18 protein-coding genes are annotated in these 16734 nt (G+C 61.3%); 7 read left to right on the top strand and 11 right to left on the bottom strand.

What is annotated here, in order from left to right; all coding sequences use genetic code 11:
- The first annotated feature begins 286 nt into the window (after positions 1-286).
- Positions 287-1372, top strand: a complete 1086-nt coding sequence (glnL, locus tag ACTJLA_RS08860; RefSeq protein WP_014716523.1) for a nitrogen regulation protein NR(II) — start codon at positions 287-289, stop codon at positions 1370-1372.
- Positions 1369-2805: a nitrogen regulation protein NR(I) gene (gene ntrC / locus ACTJLA_RS08865; RefSeq protein ID WP_003187806.1), complete on the top strand. Its 1437-nt coding sequence runs from the start codon at positions 1369-1371 to the stop codon at positions 2803-2805. The genes glnL and ntrC overlap by 4 nt, the downstream gene beginning before the upstream one ends.
- A 445-nt stretch (positions 2806-3250) precedes the next feature.
- On the opposite strand, the gene ACTJLA_RS08870 is transcribed toward ntrC, so the two are convergent.
- Positions 3251-3691: a hypothetical protein gene (locus ACTJLA_RS08870; protein ID WP_314545682.1), complete on the bottom strand. Its 441-nt coding sequence runs from the start codon at positions 3689-3691 to the stop codon at positions 3251-3253.
- On the opposite strand from ACTJLA_RS08870, the gene ACTJLA_RS08875 reads away from it, so the two are divergent.
- Positions 3690-4145, top strand: a complete 456-nt coding sequence (locus tag ACTJLA_RS08875) for a tRNA (cytidine(34)-2'-O)-methyltransferase (RefSeq protein ID WP_314545679.1) — start codon at positions 3690-3692, stop codon at positions 4143-4145. The genes ACTJLA_RS08870 and ACTJLA_RS08875 overlap by 2 nt on opposite strands.
- A 159-nt stretch (positions 4146-4304) precedes the next feature.
- On the opposite strand, the gene secB is transcribed toward ACTJLA_RS08875, so the two are convergent.
- The 3 genes from secB to ACTJLA_RS08890 are packed head-to-tail and all read right to left on the bottom strand — an operon-like array spanning position 4305 to position 5495.
- Positions 4305-4784: a protein-export chaperone SecB gene (gene secB / locus ACTJLA_RS08880; protein WP_032894017.1), complete on the bottom strand. Its 480-nt coding sequence runs from the start codon at positions 4782-4784 to the stop codon at positions 4305-4307.
- A 41-nt stretch (positions 4785-4825) separates the two neighbouring features.
- Complete coding sequence (gene grxC / locus ACTJLA_RS08885) at positions 4826-5080, bottom strand: glutaredoxin 3 (RefSeq protein ID WP_003171118.1); 255 nt, start codon at positions 5078-5080, stop codon at positions 4826-4828.
- A 1-nt stretch (position 5081) separates the two neighbouring features.
- Positions 5082-5495 carry a rhodanese-like domain-containing protein gene (locus tag ACTJLA_RS08890; protein WP_032901811.1) on the bottom strand — a complete coding sequence of 138 codons (414 nt, stop codon included), beginning with the start codon at positions 5493-5495 and terminating at the stop codon, positions 5082-5084.
- A gap of 151 nt (positions 5496-5646) precedes the next feature.
- On the opposite strand from ACTJLA_RS08890, the gene gpmI reads away from it, so the two are divergent.
- From gpmI to ACTJLA_RS08910, 4 genes are all read left to right on the top strand, one after another.
- Complete coding sequence (gene gpmI / locus ACTJLA_RS08895) at positions 5647-7173, top strand: 2,3-bisphosphoglycerate-independent phosphoglycerate mutase (protein WP_440841017.1); 1527 nt, start codon at positions 5647-5649, stop codon at positions 7171-7173.
- A gap of 232 nt (positions 7174-7405) precedes the next feature.
- Positions 7406-8701: a murein hydrolase activator EnvC family protein gene (locus ACTJLA_RS08900; RefSeq protein WP_003187792.1), complete on the top strand. Its 1296-nt coding sequence runs from the start codon at positions 7406-7408 to the stop codon at positions 8699-8701.
- Positions 8702-8731: 30 nt separating this feature from the next.
- Positions 8732-10045 carry a S41 family peptidase gene (locus tag ACTJLA_RS08905; RefSeq protein WP_034125537.1) on the top strand — a complete coding sequence of 438 codons (1314 nt, stop codon included), beginning with the start codon at positions 8732-8734 and terminating at the stop codon, positions 10043-10045.
- A 2-nt stretch (positions 10046-10047) separates the two neighbouring features.
- Positions 10048-10821 (top strand): divergent polysaccharide deacetylase family protein, encoded by a 774-nt coding sequence (locus ACTJLA_RS08910; protein WP_054919501.1) that lies wholly within the window; start codon positions 10048-10050, stop codon positions 10819-10821.
- 100 nt (positions 10822-10921) lie between these two features.
- Here the strand turns inward: ACTJLA_RS08910 and ACTJLA_RS08915 are convergent, their stop codons facing one another.
- The 7 genes from ACTJLA_RS08915 to ACTJLA_RS08945 all read right to left on the bottom strand — a co-directional run bounded on the left by ACTJLA_RS08915 (position 10922) and on the right by ACTJLA_RS08945 (position 16733).
- Positions 10922-11677 carry a substrate-binding periplasmic protein gene (locus ACTJLA_RS08915; protein WP_054919510.1) on the bottom strand — a complete coding sequence of 252 codons (756 nt, stop codon included), beginning with the start codon at positions 11675-11677 and terminating at the stop codon, positions 10922-10924.
- 66 nt (positions 11678-11743) lie between these two features.
- The gene (gene hisF, locus ACTJLA_RS08920; RefSeq protein WP_003187786.1) at positions 11744-12514 is read right to left on the bottom strand and encodes an imidazole glycerol phosphate synthase subunit HisF; all 771 of its coding nucleotides are present in this window, start codon (positions 12512-12514) and stop codon (positions 11744-11746) included.
- Positions 12515-12523: 9 nt separating this feature from the next.
- Positions 12524-13261, bottom strand: a complete 738-nt coding sequence (gene hisA, locus ACTJLA_RS08925) for a 1-(5-phosphoribosyl)-5-[(5-phosphoribosylamino)methylideneamino]imidazole-4-carboxamide isomerase (protein WP_032894030.1) — start codon at positions 13259-13261, stop codon at positions 12524-12526.
- A 39-nt stretch (positions 13262-13300) separates the two neighbouring features.
- Positions 13301-13558: a DUF2164 domain-containing protein gene (locus ACTJLA_RS08930; RefSeq protein ID WP_032894032.1), complete on the bottom strand. Its 258-nt coding sequence runs from the start codon at positions 13556-13558 to the stop codon at positions 13301-13303.
- Positions 13559-14197, bottom strand: a complete 639-nt coding sequence (gene hisH / locus ACTJLA_RS08935) for an imidazole glycerol phosphate synthase subunit HisH (protein WP_054897551.1) — start codon at positions 14195-14197, stop codon at positions 13559-13561.
- Positions 14197-14793, bottom strand: a complete 597-nt coding sequence (gene hisB / locus ACTJLA_RS08940; protein ID WP_003187781.1) for an imidazoleglycerol-phosphate dehydratase HisB — start codon at positions 14791-14793, stop codon at positions 14197-14199. The genes hisH and hisB overlap by 1 nt, the downstream gene beginning before the upstream one ends.
- A 278-nt stretch (positions 14794-15071) precedes the next feature.
- Positions 15072-16733 carry an OFA family MFS transporter gene (locus tag ACTJLA_RS08945; RefSeq protein WP_054897552.1) on the bottom strand — a complete coding sequence of 554 codons (1662 nt, stop codon included), beginning with the start codon at positions 16731-16733 and terminating at the stop codon, positions 15072-15074.
- Position 16734: the final 1 nt, after the last annotated feature.

Raw genomic sequence — 16734 nt, forward strand, 5'->3', positions numbered from 1 at the left:
AGGCAAGCCAGCTCCCACACTGACTGCGATTTGCCTTAAATCTTCAGTTGCTGAACAACCTTCACAAAACCGCACTATATTGGTGCGATAGCTTGCACCCTTCTCAATTGCCCAGCCCATTTTGGTTCGAAACTTCCCGTTGAGGCTGGCAGAACGCCACAGTTTCGCGCCTGAAACCCTTATTTCAGGGCATTAGCGCTTCTTTTCGGAGCCTTGGTTTGGTTTTTGCATTTTCCTTGTATCAGCGTGTGCCTCAAGCCCGCGCCTTGCTCCAAAAGAGGTCCCGATGACCATCAGCGATGCACTGCACCGTTTGTTACTCGACAACCTGACCACCGCGACCATCCTGCTCAATGCCGACCTGCGCCTTGAGTACATGAACCCGGCGGCGGAGATGCTCCTGGCCATCAGCGGCCAGCGCAGCCATGGGCAGTTCATCAGCGAATTGTTCACCGAGTCGGCCGAAGCCTTGAGTTCGTTGCGCCAGGCCGTGGAGCAGGCACACCCGTTCACCAAGCGCGAAGCGATGCTCACCGCGCTCACCGGGCAAACGTTGACCGTCGACTACGCCGTGACCCCGATCCTGAGCAATGGCGCGACCCTGCTGCTGCTCGAAGTCCACCCCCGCGACCGCCTGCTGCGCATCACCAAGGAGGAAGCGCAGCTGTCCAAGCAGGAAACCAGCAAGATGCTGGTGCGCGGCCTCGCCCATGAGATCAAAAACCCGCTGGGCGGTATTCGCGGCGCGGCACAGTTGTTGTCCCGCGAGCTGCCGGACGAGCACCTCAAGGACTACACCAACGTCATCATCGAAGAAGCCGACCGCCTGCGTAACCTGGTGGACCGCATGCTGGGCTCCAACAAGCTGCCGTCCCTGGCAATGACCAACGTGCATGAGGTGCTGGAGCGCGTCTGCCAATTGGTCGAGGCCGAAAGCCAAGGCTGCATCACCTTGGTGCGCGACTACGACCCAAGTATTCCCGACGTGTTGATCGACCGCGAACAGATGATCCAGGCGGTGCTCAACATCGTGCGCAACGCCATGCAGGCCATCAGCAGCCAGAATGAGCTACGCCTGGGCCGCATCAGCCTGCGCACCCGCGCCCTGCGCCAGTTCACCATCGGCCATGTGCGCCACCGCCTGGTGACCAAGGTGGAGATCATCGACAACGGCCCCGGCATTCCTGCGGAGCTGCAGGAAACCATCTTCTTTCCCATGGTCAGCGGCCGCCCGGACGGTACCGGGCTGGGCCTGGCCATCACCCAGAACATCATCAGCCAGCACCAGGGCCTGATCGAATGTGAGAGCCACCCTGGCCACACCACGTTCTCGATCTTCCTGCCATTGGAACAAGGAGCCCCCACGACATGAGCCGTAGTGAAACTGTCTGGATCGTCGATGACGACCGTTCTATCCGCTGGGTCCTCGAGAAAGCCTTGCAACAAGAAGGCATGACCACCCAGAGCTTCGACAGCGCCGATGGGGTGATGAGCCGCCTGGCACGTCAGCAGCCGGACGTGATCATTTCCGATATCCGCATGCCTGGCGCCAGTGGCCTGGACTTGCTGGCGCGCATTCGCGAGCAGCACCCGCGCCTGCCGGTGATCATCATGACCGCCCACTCGGACCTGGACAGCGCTGTCGCGTCCTATCAGGGCGGCGCCTTTGAATACCTGCCCAAACCATTCGATGTGGATGAAGCGGTGGCGCTGGTCAAGCGCGCCAACCAGCACGCCCAGGAACAACAGAACCAGGAAGCGCCGCCGACCCTGACCCGCACCCCGGAAATCATCGGGGAAGCGCCGGCGATGCAGGAAGTGTTTCGCGCCATCGGGCGCTTGAGCCACTCCAACATCACTGTGCTGATCAACGGCGAATCGGGGACCGGTAAAGAACTGGTGGCCCACGCCCTGCACCGCCACAGTCCACGGGCGGCGTCGCCGTTTATCGCGCTGAACATGGCGGCGATCCCCAAGGATTTGATGGAGTCCGAGCTGTTCGGCCATGAGAAAGGCGCGTTCACCGGCGCAGCCAACCTGCGTCGCGGGCGCTTTGAACAGGCGGACGGCGGCACGCTGTTCCTCGATGAGATCGGCGACATGCCGGCCGATACTCAGACTCGCTTGCTGCGGGTGCTGGCTGACGGCGAGTTCTACCGTGTGGGCGGGCATACGCCGGTGAAGGTGGATGTGCGCATCATCGCGGCCACCCACCAGAACCTGGAAACACTGGTGCATGCGGGTAAATTCCGTGAGGACTTGTTTCACCGCCTCAACGTGATCCGCATCCACATCCCGCGCATGTCGGACCGTCGCGAAGATATCCCCACCCTCGCCCGCCACTTCCTCAGCCGCGCCGCTCTGGAGCTGGCGGTGGAGCCCAAGCTGCTCAAAAGCGAGACCGAGGAATACCTCAAAAACCTGCCGTGGCCCGGCAACGTGCGCCAGCTGGAGAATACCTGCCGCTGGATCACGGTGATGGCCTCCGGGCGTGAAGTGCACATCAGCGACCTGCCGCCGGAGCTGCTGAGCCTGCCGCAGGACTCGGCTCCCGTGACCAACTGGGAACAGGCGTTGCGCCAATGGGCGGACCAGGCCTTGGCACGCGGCCAGTCGAACCTGCTGGACAGCGCGGTGCCGGCGTTCGAGCGGATCATGATCGAGACTGCCCTGAAGCACACTGCCGGCCGTCGTCGCGATGCGGCCGTGCTGCTGGGTTGGGGGCGCAATACCCTGACGCGCAAGATCAAGGAATTGGGGATGAAGGTTGATGGTGGGGATGATGATGAGGGTGATGAGGCCTGAACCCCAAGACCGCTGAAGGCCCAGTGTGGGAGCCGGGCTTGCCCGCGATGACGGTGTGTCAGTCACCCTGTATAGGGCTGACGCGCCGTCATCGCAGGCAAGCCAGCTCCCACATTGGTTTTGTGCAATGCCTGCAGACTGTGCACCGCTTCAATGCACGATGAACCGGCATTGAGCACAGACCAGAAAACTCACATATCGCTTTCGCTACAAATTTCTTGGTAGCAGAAACAAACAAAGCCCCGTATTCCGGGGCTTTGCGCTTTTTGGCATTTTTTTCCAGCAGCAATTGCAAGTTTTGGCACGCACCCTGCAACAACCCCAGTACTACCCAGTTTCGGGGACCTTGGTACAGGCAGGCCGAGAATCCCCTCTTTAACACCGAAGCCTTAGGCTTCACCCCGTTTTGGGAGCCCTGGTACAGGCAGGCCGGGAACTCCCTCTTTTATTGCTCGTGGAGATGGATCTCCAGCCGCCAGCGGCCATCGACCTCTGCACCGCTCCACTCCCCACGCAACGGCCGAGCCGCCACCAGGTTCAGCAGCAGGCCAGCGTCGGTCTTGCGTATGCGCCAATTCACGTCCTTGCCGTTGACCTTGAGCTGCCCGCTGGCAGCCTTGCCCTGGGCGTCAAACAGCAACGCCACGGTGCCGTCGATATGCTCGCCGTGCAGCTTGGGTTCGTTGTTGAACCACACCACCAAACCATCCGCCGCAGGTTCTACCTGTTGCAGCTCCAGCGGCTCGGGGGTGGTCAAGCGACCGATCATCAAGCCAATCATCAAGCCGACAATCGCCAATGAGCCCAACACCCTCGGCAATAGCTTCGGTCTCGGGTCGTCTTCGGGGGTAGAATGCAGCGCATCTTTGCCTTCGGAGCCGTGCATGTTTCACGTCATCCTTTTTCAACCAGAAATTCCGCCGAATACCGGCAACGTTATCAGGCTGTGCGCCAACAGTGGCTGCCACCTGCATTTGATCGAGCCGTTGGGCTTTGACATGGACGACAAGCGCCTGCGCCGTGCCGGGCTGGACTACCACGAGTACGCCACCCTCAAGCGCCATGCCGACCTCACCAGTTGCCTGGAGAGCCTGGGCCACCCACGGCTGTTCGCGTTCACCACCAAGGGCTCGCGGCCGTTTCATGATGCCAGCTTTGCCGAGGGCGACGCGTTCCTGTTCGGCCCGGAGAGCCGAGGCCTGCCGGCCGAGGTGCTTGACGCATTGCCCGATGGCCATCGCCTGCGCTTGCCGATGCGTGAAGGCTGCCGCAGCCTGAACCTGTCGAACACCGTAGCCGTTGCCGTCTATGAAGGCTGGCGCCAACTGGGCTTTAAATAACACCGCATAACAAATGTGGGAGCGGGCTTGTGTGGGAGCCGGGCTTGCCCGCGATGCAGGCACCTCGGTGTGTCAGTCACACCGCAGTGATGCTATCGCAGGCAAGCCAGCTCCCACACAAGCCCGCTCCCACATTTTAGAACGGCATCGCTCAGCAAATTACTGAACGGTTGGCGCGCCTTCCTGTTGCATGCGCTGCAGCTCTTGGGCGTACAGGGCATCGAAGTTCACCGGGGCCAGCATCAGCGCCGGGAACGAACCACGGGTGACCAGGCTGTCCAGGGTCTCACGGGCATACGGGAACAGGATGTTCGGGCAGAACGCACCCAGGGTGTGGCTCATGGACGCTTCGTCCAGGCCCTGGATCAGGAAGATACCGGCCTGTTGCACTTCAGCGATGAAAGCGACTTCTTCACCATTCTTGACGGTGACCGACAGGGTCAGCACGACTTCGTGGAAGTCACCTTCCAGGGATTTCTGACGGGTGTTCAGGTCCAGCGCAACGCTTGGGGTCCACTCCTGACGGAAGATGGCCGGGCTTTTCGGCGCTTCGAACGACAGGTCACGCACGTAGATCCGCTGCAGCGAGAACTGTGGGCCTTGAGCTTCTGCTGCTTCGGTGTTCTGTTGATCAGTCATCGCAGATCCTTCTTTATCTTGGGTTCTTGAGGGTTTAGGCGTCAGGCGGACAGCAGCGCATCAAGTTTACCGGCGCGCTCCAGAGCGAACAGGTCGTCGCAACCACCGATATGCCGGGTGCCGATCCAGATCTGCGGGACCGACGTGCGGCCAGCCTTCTGGGCCATTTCGGCGCGCACCTGGGGCTTGCCATCGACCTTGATCTCTTCAAAGGCAACCCCCTTTTTCTCAAGCAAGGCCTTGGCCCGCATGCAGTAAGGGCACCAATCGCTGGAATACACGACAACCTGGCTCATATCACTTCACCAACGGCAGGTTATCGCCACGCCAGCTGCTGATACCACCCGACAGCTTGGCGGCGGTGAAGCCAGACTTGAGCATCTCACGGGCGTGGGTGCCGGAGTGCTGGCCCTGGGCATCGACCAGGATGATGGTCTTGGCCTTGTGCTTTTCCAGTTCGCCCAGACGCGCAATCAGCTTGTCCTGGGGAATGTTCAGGGCGCCAACGATATGGCCGGCGGCATAATCCTTGGCCGGGCGAATATCGACGACCACGGCCTCATCCTTGTTGACCAGCGCGGTCAGCTCCGACGTGCTCAGGCTGCGACCACCGCGGCTCAGTTCGTGAGCGATCAGCAGCGCCAGCAGGATGACGAAGGCGCCCACAAGCAGGTAGTGGGCAGTGGCAAATGCAATCAGGTGATCAACCATCAAGGAGGTTCCAGGGCGTTAAAATGGCGGTAAGTATACACAGCCGCCAGGGGGGGCCAACCCCCGTAAAGCGGTGACGTGGTTGGAACTTCGCTTTAAACTGCCACTCCCTTTTCAATTGTCTTCCTTTATTAGCGCCGCGAGAGGATCTATGACTACCACGCCTAAACCTTTGGTCCTGATAATTCTCGATGGCTTCGGACACAGTGAAAGCCACCACGACAACGCGGTGTACTCGGCCAACAAGCCGGTACTGGACCGCCTGACCGCCACCGTGCCCAACGGCCTGATCTCAGGTTCCGGCATGGACGTGGGCCTGCCGGACGGCCAGATGGGCAACTCGGAAGTCGGCCACATGAACCTCGGTGCCGGACGAGTGGTGTACCAGGACTTCACTCGTGTCACCAAGGCGATCCGCGATGGCGAGTTCTTCGAGAACCCGACCATCTGCGCGGCGGTCGATAAAGCCGTTGCCGCCGGCAAGGCCGTGCACTTCATGGGCCTGTTGTCGGACGGCGGCGTACACAGCCATCAGGATCACTTGGTCGCCATGGCCGAACTGGCGTTCAAGCGCGGTGCTGACAAAATCTATCTGCACGCCTTCCTCGACGGCCGCGACACGCCGCCTAAAAGCGCGCAATCCTCCATCGAACTGCTGGATACCACCTTCGCCGCCCTGGGCAAGGGCCGTATCGCCAGCCTGGTGGGCCGTTACTTCGCCATGGACCGCGACAACCGCTGGGACCGTGTCGCCCAGGCCTACAACCTGATCGTCGACGGCCAGGCCGAATTCAACGCGGCCACCGCCCAGGAAGGCCTGGAAGCGGCCTACGCCCGCGGTGAAAGCGATGAATTCGTCAAAGCCACCACCATCGGCGAACCGGTGAAGGTCGAAGACGGCGACGCCGTGGTGTTCATGAACTTCCGCGCCGACCGCGCCCGTGAACTGAGCCATGTGTTCGTCGATGAAGGCTTCAAGGACTTCGAACGCGTGCGCCAGCCGAAGGTCGAGTTCGTCATGCTCACCCAATACGCCGCCAACATCCCGGCCCCGTCGGCGTTCGCCCCGGGCAGCCTGGAGAACGTGCTGGGCGACTACCTGGCCAAGAACGGCAAGACCCAACTGCGCATCGCCGAAACCGAGAAATACGCCCACGTGACGTTCTTCTTCTCCGGTGGCCGCGAGGAGCCGTTCCCCGGCGAAGAGCGCATCCTGATCCCGTCGCCAAAAGTCGCTACCTACGACTTGCAGCCGGAAATGAGCGCACCGGAAGTCACCGACAAGATCGTCGACGCCATTGATCACCAGCGTTATGACGTGATCGTCGTCAACTACGCCAACGGCGACATGGTTGGCCACAGCGGCAACCTGGAAGCGGCGGTCAAGGCCGTGGAATGCCTGGATAAATGTGTTGGCCGCATCGTCGACGCGCTGGAAAAAGTCGGCGGCGAAGCGCTGATCACCGCCGACCACGGCAACTGCGAACAGATGTCCGACGAATCCACCGGCCAGGCGCACACCGCGCACACCACCGAACCGGTACCGTTCATCTATGTCGGCAAACGTGACCTGAAAGTGCGTGAAGGTGGCGTGCTGGCGGATGTGGCGCCGACCATGCTCAAGCTGATGGGGTTGGAACAGCCGAAGGAGATGACCGGGACCTCGATCCTGGTCTGATCCAAAGTACGCCACAAAACGGTGTGGGAGCGGGCTTGCCCGCGATAGCGGCTNNACCGCAATCGCGGGCAAGCCCGCTCCCACATTGGTTTGTGGCGCTTTGAGAGATATCTTTTTGCCATACCAGCACCACTCGGCACCTATCTTGCCCACCAGCCCCAATTGGGCGTTTTTTTTGCAGCGCTTGGCGGGCATACTAGGCCGTCCTTTTCCCCTGGTGTCGCCCGCCTCTATGCTTCGCGCCTTGATAACCCTTGCTCTTGTCTGCCTGCTCCAACCGGCGTTTGCCGATGAGCGCGCACAAACCCAACAACAGTTGGACGCTACGCGTCAGGACATTACCGAGCTGAAAAAGCTGCTCGGCAAGCTCCAGGAAGAAAAATCCGGGGTGCAGAAAGACCTGCGCGGCACGGAAACCGAAATGGGCAAGCTGGAGAAGCAGGTCCAGGAGCTGCAAAAAGAACTAAAGAAGAGCGAGTCGGAACTGGAGCGACTCGACGCTGAGAAAAAAAAACTCCAGAGCGCACGCGTTGAACAGCAACGCCTGATCGCGATCCAGGCCCGTGCCGCGTACCAGAGCGGCCGCCAGGAGTACCTCAAGCTGCTGCTCAACCAGCAGAACCCGGAAAAATTCGCCCGTACCCTCACCTATTACGACTACCTGAGCCAGGCGCGCCTGGCGCAATTGAAGGGGTTTAACGAAACCCTGCGCCAATTGGCCAATGTCGAACAGGAAATCGCCGACCAGCAATCGCAGCTTCTCGACCAGAAAACTGCCCTCGACACCCAGCGCGACCAGCTCGATAAAGTACGCAAGGAACGCCAGCAGGCCCTGGCCAAGCTCAACAGCGACGTAAAAGCCCGCGACGCCAAGTTGCAGGCCCGCGAGCAAGACCAGGCCGACCTGGCCAAAGTCCTCAAGACCATTGAAGAAACCCTGGCCCGCCAGGCACGCGAGGCCGAAGAAGCGCGGCAAAAAGCGCTGATCGCCCAGCAGGAAGCCGAAAAAAAACGTCAGCGTGAGGCCGAACTGGCTGCCACCACCGACGCTCCGGCCCCGCGCAAACCGGCGCGTGCAGCGCCTGGCCCGTTGGTTTCCAGCAGCGGCGAGTCGTTCGGCGGCCCTTTTGCTTCAGCACGAGGCAAACTTCCATGGCCGGTTGATGGTCGATTACTGGCACGCTTTGGGGAAACCCGTGGCGATGACACCCGCGCCAAGTGGGATGGCGTGATGATCAGCGCCTCTGCCGGCAGCCAGGTCCACGCGGTGCACGGTGGGCGCGTGGTGTTCGCCGATTGGTTGCGGGGCGCCGGCTTGCTGGTGATTCTTGACCACGGTAATGGCTATTTGAGCCTTTACGGCCACAATCAGACACTACTCAAGTCGGCAGGTGATGTTGTAAAAGCCGGTGAATCCATCTCCACTGTCGGTAACAGTGGCGGCCAGGACACCCCGGCGCTGTACTTCGCTATTCGTCAGCAGGGCCGCCCGAGCGACCCTGCACAATGGTGCCGGTCCCAAGGATAGGGTCGCATCTACATTAGGAGTTCGTTCGACATGCTGCATTTGTCCCGCCTCACTTCGCTGGCCCTGACGATCGCCCTGGTGATCGGCGCGCCTCTGGCTTTTGCCGACCAGGCCGCACCGGCTGCACCTGCCATGGCTGCGACGACCAAGGCGCCATTGCCGCTGGACGAGCTGCGCACCTTTGCCGAGGTCATGGACCGGATCAAGGCAGCGTATGTCGAACCCGTAGACGACAAGGCCCTGCTGGAAAATGCCATCAAGGGCATGCTCAGCAACCTCGACCCGCACTCCGCTTACCTGGGCCCGGAAGATTTCGCCGAGCTGCAGGAAAGCACCAGCGGTGAGTTCGGCGGCCTGGGCATCGAAGTGGGCTCCGAAGACGGCCAGATAAAAGTGGTCTCGCCTATCGACGACACCCCGGCGTCCAAGGCCGGCATCCAGGCCGGCGACCTGATCGTGAAGATCAACGGCCAGCCGACCCGTGGCCAGACCATGACCGAAGCCGTCGACAAGATGCGCGGCAAGCTCGGCCAGAAGATCACCCTGACCCTGGTACGCGACGGCGGCAACCCGTTTGACGTGACCCTGGCCCGTGCGACCATCACGGTCAAGAGCGTGAAAAGCCAGCTGCTGGAGTCGGGCTATGGCTATATCCGTATCACCCAGTTCCAGGTCAAGACCGGCGACGAAGTGGCCAAGGCCCTGGCCAAGCTGCGCAAGGACAACGGCAAGAAGCTCAACGGCATCGTGCTTGACCTGCGCAACAACCCAGGCGGCGTGTTGCAGTCGGCGGTCGAGGTGGTCGACCACTTCGTCACCAAGGGCCTGATCGTCTACACCAAGGGCCGTATCGCCAACTCCGAGTTGCGCTTCTCGGCCACCGGCAACGACCTCAGCGAGAACGTGCCACTGGCGGTATTGATCAACGGCGGCAGCGCTTCGGCCTCGGAAATCGTCGCCGGCGCCCTGCAAGACCTCAAGCGCGGCGTGCTGATGGGCACCACCAGCTTCGGCAAAGGCTCGGTGCAGACCGTATTGCCGCTGAACAACGACCGTGCACTGAAGATCACCACGGCGCTGTATTACACGCCGAACGGCCGCTCGATCCAGGCCCAGGGCATTGTGCCGGACATCGAAGTACGCCGCGCCAAGATCACCAACGAGATCGATGGCGAATACTACAAAGAGGCCGACCTGCAAGGCCACCTGGGCAATGGCAACGGCGGTGCCGACCAGCCAACCGGCAGCCGCGCCAAGGCCAAGCCGATGCCGCAGGACGATGACTACCAACTGGCCCAGGCGCTCAGCCTGCTCAAGGGCTTGAGCATCACCCGCAGCCGTTGATCATGCGTCTTGCCCTGATCTTCGCTGTGCTGTGCAGCCTGGCAGGGGTCGCTCAAGCGGCTACTGCCAGCGAACCACACAAAGCCTACCTGACGCTTATCATCGACGACCTGGGGCAAAACCTGCCTCGGGATCGTCGCGTGCTTGCGCTACCCGGCCCGGTGACCGCCGCCATCATGCCGGACACGCCCCACGCCGCCGAATTTGCCCGTGAGGCCCACAAGGCTGGCAAGATCGTGATCCTGCACATGCCCATGGACCCGGCCACCGGCCCATTCGCCTGGCACCCGGAGCTGTCCATCGAAGAACTGGGCAAGCGCCTGGACGCGGCATTTGAAGCCGTGCCCTGCACCGCCGGCATCAACAACCACATGGGCAGCCGCATGACCGCACAACCGGCAGCGATGGCCTGGCTGATGGGTGAGTTGCAACGGCGTCACAAGTTCTTCGTCGACAGCCGCACCAGTGCGCAAACCGTCGCCGCCGCCGAGGCGCAGAAGATCGGTTTGGCCCATGTGTCGCGGGATGTATTTCTCGATGACGAACGCACCGAGGCGGCGATTACCACGCAACTGCAGACCGCGATCAAACTGGCGCACAAGCAGGGTTCGGCAGTCATGATCGGGCATCCTTACCCACAGACGCTGGCGGTGCTGGAGCGCGAGTTGCCCAAGCTCAAGGCGCAGGGCGTGGAGTGGATCGATATCAAGTTGATGATCAGCGTGCGCAGTAATCGGGCGATGGCCGGGCATGGCAAGAACGGCATCTATCGCTGACAGTCACTGTGGCGAGGGAGCTTGCTCCCGCTGGAGTGCGAAGCGCTCNGGGCCGCTACGCAGCCCAGCGGGAGCAAGCTCCCTCGCCACAACAGCTCACTTACAGATATTGCGCCATGATTTCGTCTATACGGCCGCTGTTGCGTAACTCATCCAATGCGGCCTGGAGCCTGGCCACCACCTCATCCGACACGTCTTTGTTCAACGCCAGGTAAAGCTGCGCACTGTTGAAGCGCAATACCGTCTTGAGCCCGTTCACCCCCACCTGCCGCGCCAGGTAACGCCCAGCGGGGTCGCCTGTGGCCCACAGGTCGATCTGGCCTTCCATAAGCTTTTGCGCATTATCCTGGTCACGCAGGGCGACTATCGGCTTGAGCCCCTGCTTGTCCAGGCTTTCGGCAATGGCATCGCCTTTGTAGGCGCCAATCTTGTAGCGGCGCGCTTGCTCCAGATTTTCCAACTCGATCTTGCTGTCTGCCTTGGCCAGCAACACCCAATCGTCCGGGCCGATAGGGCCGACCCATTTGAACAAGGCTTCACGATCTGGCAACCGCGCCATTACAAACACGCCGTAACCTGGCTGTTCCAGGGCGAGCTTGTAGATTCGCTCCCAAGGAAAACGCAGAGTGAGGTTGTAGGAAATGCCAGCGCGCTTGAAGGTTTCGCGCACGATGTCCACGGCAATGCCTTCGATGTTCTCGTCCTTGGCGAAGTTCTTGCCGTTTTTCGCCATGTTGTAGGGCGGGAAATTTTCCGTCAGCAACACCAGGGAGGCGTCAGACGGTTGTTCGGCGTGTGCCGGAGCCACCATGAGCATGGAGGAACTGGCGAGGGCGAGCAGCAGGTGTTTGAACATGAAGGCTACCGGAATCCATGGCAAGCGCAGAGAGTGCCGCGAGCCTGCCATGGTGTCCAGCAGCGTTTAGCGCACGACGATACCGCGCGCTGCCATGTAGGCCTTGGCCTCGGGCACGGTGTATTCGCCAAAGTGGAAAATACTCGCCGCCAGCACCGCGCTGGCGTGGCCTTCAAGCACGCCATCGGCCAGGTGTTGCAGGTTGCCGACGCCGCCCGACGCGATCACCGGGATGCCCAGTGCATCGCTGATGGCGCGGGTGACGCCCAGGTCGAAGCCGTTTTTCATGCCGTCCTGGTCCATGCTGGTCAGCAGGATTTCACCGGCGCCCAGGCCTTCCATCTTCATCGCCCACTCCACCGCGTCCAGCCCGGTAGGCTTGCGCCCGCCGTGGGTGAAGATCTCCCAGCGCGGGGTTTCGCCCGGGCCGGAGACCTTCTTGGCGTCGATAGCCACCACGATGCATTGCGAACCGAAGTGCTGCGCGGCTTCGCCGACAAACTCGGGGTTGAACACCGCGGCGGTGTTGATCGAGACCTTGTCCGCACCGGCATTGAGCAGGTTGCGGATGTCTTGCACTGTGCGCACGCCGCCACCCACGGTCAGCGGGATAAACACCTGGCTGGCCATGCGCTCGACGGTATGCAGCGTGGTATCGCGGCCATCGACGCTGGCGGTGATGTCGAGAAAGGTAATCTCGTCGGCACCTTGCTCATCGTAGCGACGGGCAATTTCCACCGGGTCGCCGGCGTCACGGATGTTCTCGAACTTGACGCCCTTGACCACGCGACCGTTGTCGACGTCCAGGCAAGGGATGATGCGTTTGGCCAGCGCCATGGTCAGTCCTCAGCCGTTGTAGGCGTCGCAGTAAGCCTGGGCTTCGGCGACGTCCAGAGTGCCTTCATAGATCGCACGGCCGGTGATGGCGCCGATGATCCCAGGCGCCTTGGCGTCCAGCAGCGACTTGATGTCGCCCAGGTTGTGGATGCCGCCGGAAGCGATCACCGGAATCTTGGTGGCCGCTGCCAGGGCTGCGGTGAAAGGTACGTTGCAGCCCTGCATCATGCCGTCTTTGGCGATGTCGGTATAAACGATGGCGGACACGCCGTCGGCTTCGAACTGCTTGGCCAGGTCGATCACTTGCACGGTGCTGATTTCAGCCCAGCCGTCGGTGGCGACGAAGCCGTCCTTGGCATCCAGGCCGACGATCACCTTGCCAGGGAACGCGCGGCAGGCTTCGGCGACGAAGGCTGGGTCTTTCACGGCCTTGGTGCCGATGATCACGTAGCTCACGCCCGCTTTCACGTAGTGCTCGATGGTTTCCAGGGAGCGGATACCGCCGCCGATCTGGATCGGCAGGGTCGGGTAGCGCTTGGCGATGGCGGTGACCACCTCGCCATTGACCGGCTGACCTTCGAAGGCGCCGTTCAGGTCCACCAGATGCAGACGACGGCAGCCCCCTTCTACCCATTTGGCAGCCATGCTCACCGGGTCATCGGAGAACACGGTGGAATCTTCCATGCGGCCTTGGCGCAGGCGGACACAAGCGCCGTCCTTGAGATCGATAGCGGGGATAATCAGCATCTGGCAAACCTTATTCGATATTCAGCAATGCTTGGGAAATCAGGGTTTCTCAAGCGACCACAAGTCGCTTTCGATGCTTTCGAACCTTTCTTTAAGGAGCGTCTGCGTGTCGAAAATCGCCCTGTTGTAATAATGCGGCGCCACTTCGGTGGTGAACAACTCAAGAATTTCGGCGACCTCGAACGAGCCCAGCTTGAGCTCGAAGCGGTCTTCCATGAACCGCTTGATCTTGTCGGTAGCCTCACGCTCCTGCTCGGGCGCGAGGTTCAAGATCGGCGGCTTCGGCTTCCTGGCCATTTACCAGCGACCATCCCACGCGGCGAAATTCTGCAGCAATTGCAGGCCATGGGTATGGCTTTTCTCCGGGTGAAACTGCACGGCAAAGCGCGAACCATCGGCCAGTGCGGCGGCAAAATCGACGCCGTAATGCCCGCCACCCACCACCTGGCGCGGGTTACCGGCGGCGATGTAGTAGCTGTGCACGAAGTAGAAACGCGCCATGTCCGGGATGTCGTGCCACAGCGGGTGGTCGACGGTGCGGCGCACTTCGTTCCAGCCCATGTGCGGGACTTTGAGGTGCTCGCCATCTTCATGCAGGTCTTTGCCGAAGAACTTCACCTGCCCTGGAAACAGGCCAATGCAGTCGACACCGCCGTTCTCTTCACTGCTGTCGAGCAAGGCTTGCATGCCCACGCAGATACCGAGGAAGGGGCGGTCCTGGCTGACTTCGCGCACCAGGCTATCAAAGCCCAGGCGACGGATCTCGGCCATGCAATCGCGAATCGCGCCGACGCCGGGGAACACCACACGGTCGGCTTCGCGAATCACGTTGGCATCGCTGGTGATCAGCACCTTGCCAGCGCCTACATGCTCAAGGGCCTTGGCCACCGAGTGCAGGTTACCCATGCCGTAATCGATAACCGCGACCGTCTGCATTACAGGACGCCCTTGGTCGACGGCATTTGCCCGCCCATGCGCTCATCGACTTCCACGGCCATGCGCAGTGCGCGGCCGAAAGCCTTGAACACGGTTTCGATCTGGTGGTGAGTGTTGGTGCCGCGCAGGTTGTCGATGTGCAGGCTGACCAGTGCGTGGTTGACAAAGCCCTGGAAGAATTCCTGGAACAGGTCGACGTCAAAGCCACGGCCCACGTTAGCGCGGGTGTACGGCACGTGCATCTGCAAACCCGGGCGACCGGAGAAGTCGATGACCACACGGGACAGCGCTTCATCCAACGGGACATAGGCATGGCCGTAGCGACGGATGCCTTTTTTGTCGCCGATGGCCTTGGCAAACGCCTGGCCGAGGGTGATGCCCACGTCTTCCACCATGTGGTGGTCGTCGATATGCAGGTCGCCTTTGCCGACGATATCCAGGTCGATCAACCCGTGACGGGCGATCTGGTCCAGCATGTGCTCAAGAAAAGGTACACCGATATCAAATCGGGCCTTTCCGGTGCCATCCAGGTTGATCGAGGCTTTGATCTGGGTTTCCAGAGTGTCGCGCTCGACAGATGCCTTACGTTCGGCCATCACCAGCTCCGCAAAATCATTGGGCGAAAAAGGCAGCCATTATAGGGGCGCAGGCGCTAAACAGAAACAACGAAGGGGATAAGACTGACGAGTTGGAGCGAGGAATGTCGGGGATAGACATGTGCATACATGTGAGCATGGGCTTATGTGGGAGCTGGCTTGCCTGCGATGCAGACACCTCGGGGTATCAGTTACACCGCAGTGATGCTATCGCAGGCAAGCCAGCTCCCCACACAAGCCCGGCCCCCACAGGAGCCGGGCCCACCCTTATTGCGGTGTCAGTGGAACAGTACCGCGGTCTTCTGCAGGGTCACCCACACACCCCACGCCAGCGGAATACCCACTACCAGCCACGCGGCAATCGCCAGCGGCTTGCTGGCGGCGGAGGCCTTCCACTCCAGCACGGTGCTCGCATCAGCACCTTTGTCATGGCCCAGCGCCTGTTCGGCGGCAAGTTCCGCGTCGGTCATGAAGTACTTGTCGGCCACCGGGCGCACCAGCAGGTTGCAGATGAAGCCCAGCACCAGCAGGCCGGCCAGGATGTACAAGGTGATGTCGTAGGCCGCGGCGCGTTCAACGCCGATGCTCAACTGGTATTCACGCAGGTAGTTCACCAACACCGGGCCCAACACGCCCGCAGCGGCCCAGGCGGTCAACAGGCGACCGTGGATCGCGCCAACCATCTGAGTGCCGAACAGGTCCGCCAGGTAGGCCGGAACCGTGGCAAAACCACCGCCGTACATCGACAGAATGATGCAGAACGCGGCCACGAACAGCGCCACGTTACCCAGGTGCCCCAGGTTCGGGATCAGCGCGTACAGGGCAAAGCCCAGGGCGAAGAACACAAAATAGGTGTTTTTACGCCCCAGGTAGTCGGAGAACGACGCCCAGAAGAACCGGCCACCGATGTTGAACAGGCTCAACAGGCCGGTAAAACCAGCGGCAATGGCTGCAATGGAGGCCAACTGGCCCGCATCCAATTGACCAAATGGCACATCAACACCCAGCAACTTGCCGCCAAACACTTCCTGCAGCAGTGGCGAAGCCATGCCCAGGATGCCGATACCGGCCGACACGTTCAGGCACAGCACCAGCCATACCAGGCGGAACTGCGGGGTTTTCCACGCGACATTCACATGCACATGGCGGTGAGTGATCATCGCATTGCTGGCTTTTTTCGCCGGAGCAGTCCAACCCTCAGGCTTCCAGCCGGTTGGCGGCACGCGATACAGCAGTGCACCACCGATCATGAACACGAAGTAAATCGCCGCCATGACCACAAAGCTCTGCCATACACCGACGCTGGTCGGTGAAGAGAAATGGCCCATCAGCGCCGCGGCCAAAGGTGCACCCACCATCGCGCCGCCGCCAAAGCCCATGATCGCCATGCCGGTCGCCATGCCGCGCTTGTCCGGGAACCACTTGATCAAGGTCGAGACGGGCGAGATATAGCCCAGGCCCAGGCCAATACCGCCAATGACCCCGGAGCCGATCCACATCAGCCAGATCTGGTGGGTATAGATACCCAAGGCCGAGATCAGCAGGCCACCACACCAGCACAGCGCCGAGACAACACCAGCCTTACGCGGCCCGGCGTGTTCCAGCCAACCGCCCCAGATCGCTGCGGAGCAGCCTAGGAAGATGAAGAACAGGGTGTAGATCCAGCCCAGCATGGAGATGGGCCAGTCGCATTGGGACGAAAAGACTTGGGCGATAAAGCTCATGTCCGGCGCGCAGGCCACCGGCGCGGTGATACCCAGCGCCTTGGACAAGGGCAGCCAGAACACCGAGAAGCCGTAGGCCATGCCGATGCACAAGTGGATGGCCAGTGCGGCCGGTGGAACCAGCCAGCGGTTGAAGCCCGGCTTGGCGATGATGCGCTCCTTGGACAGGAACGCAGGCTGTGCGGCGGCATTGCCGGCCACAGTGCTAGTGCTCATT

Origin of the sequence: Pseudomonas sp. 22072 (assembly GCF_052046095.1) — a bacterium.
GTDB classification, from domain to species: domain Bacteria; phylum Pseudomonadota; class Gammaproteobacteria; order Pseudomonadales; family Pseudomonadaceae; genus Aquipseudomonas; species Aquipseudomonas paracarnis.

What these genes read in the sequence shown, in the direction of transcription:
- glnL (WP_014716523.1), top strand. Translation starts at nt 287, where the DNA reads ATGACCATCAGCGATGCACTGCACCGTTTGTTACTCGACAACCTGACC.
- ntrC (WP_003187806.1), top strand. Translation starts at nt 1,369, where the DNA reads ATGAGCCGTAGTGAAACTGTCTGGATCGTCGATGACGACCGTTCTATC.
- ACTJLA_RS08875 (WP_314545679.1), top strand. Translation starts at nt 3,690, where the DNA reads ATGTTTCACGTCATCCTTTTTCAACCAGAAATTCCGCCGAATACCGGC.
- ACTJLA_RS08870 (WP_314545682.1), bottom strand. Translation starts at nt 3,691, where the DNA reads ATGCACGGCTCCGAAGGCAAAGATGCGCTGCATTCTACCCCCGAAGAC.
- secB (WP_032894017.1), bottom strand. Translation starts at nt 4,784, where the DNA reads ATGACTGATCAACAGAACACCGAAGCAGCAGAAGCTCAAGGCCCACAG.
- grxC (WP_003171118.1), bottom strand. Translation starts at nt 5,080, where the DNA reads ATGAGCCAGGTTGTCGTGTATTCCAGCGATTGGTGCCCTTACTGCATG.
- ACTJLA_RS08890 (WP_032901811.1), bottom strand. Translation starts at nt 5,495, where the DNA reads ATGGTTGATCACCTGATTGCATTTGCCACTGCCCACTACCTGCTTGTG.
- gpmI (WP_440841017.1), top strand. Translation starts at nt 5,647, where the DNA reads ATGACTACCACGCCTAAACCTTTGGTCCTGATAATTCTCGATGGCTTC.
- ACTJLA_RS08900 (WP_003187792.1), top strand. Translation starts at nt 7,406, where the DNA reads ATGCTTCGCGCCTTGATAACCCTTGCTCTTGTCTGCCTGCTCCAACCG.
- ACTJLA_RS08905 (WP_034125537.1), top strand. Translation starts at nt 8,732, where the DNA reads ATGCTGCATTTGTCCCGCCTCACTTCGCTGGCCCTGACGATCGCCCTG.
- ACTJLA_RS08910 (WP_054919501.1), top strand. Translation starts at nt 10,048, where the DNA reads ATGCGTCTTGCCCTGATCTTCGCTGTGCTGTGCAGCCTGGCAGGGGTC.
- ACTJLA_RS08915 (WP_054919510.1), bottom strand. Translation starts at nt 11,677, where the DNA reads ATGTTCAAACACCTGCTGCTCGCCCTCGCCAGTTCCTCCATGCTCATG.
- hisF (WP_003187786.1), bottom strand. Translation starts at nt 12,514, where the DNA reads ATGGCGCTGGCCAAACGCATCATCCCTTGCCTGGACGTCGACAACGGT.
- hisA (WP_032894030.1), bottom strand. Translation starts at nt 13,261, where the DNA reads ATGCTGATTATCCCCGCTATCGATCTCAAGGACGGCGCTTGTGTCCGC.
- ACTJLA_RS08930 (WP_032894032.1), bottom strand. Translation starts at nt 13,558, where the DNA reads ATGGCCAGGAAGCCGAAGCCGCCGATCTTGAACCTCGCGCCCGAGCAG.
- hisH (WP_054897551.1), bottom strand. Translation starts at nt 14,197, where the DNA reads ATGCAGACGGTCGCGGTTATCGATTACGGCATGGGTAACCTGCACTCG.
- hisB (WP_003187781.1), bottom strand. Translation starts at nt 14,793, where the DNA reads ATGGCCGAACGTAAGGCATCTGTCGAGCGCGACACTCTGGAAACCCAG.
- ACTJLA_RS08945 (WP_054897552.1), bottom strand. Translation starts at nt 16,733, where the DNA reads ATGAGCACTAGCACTGTGGCCGGCAATGCCGCCGCACAGCCTGCGTTC.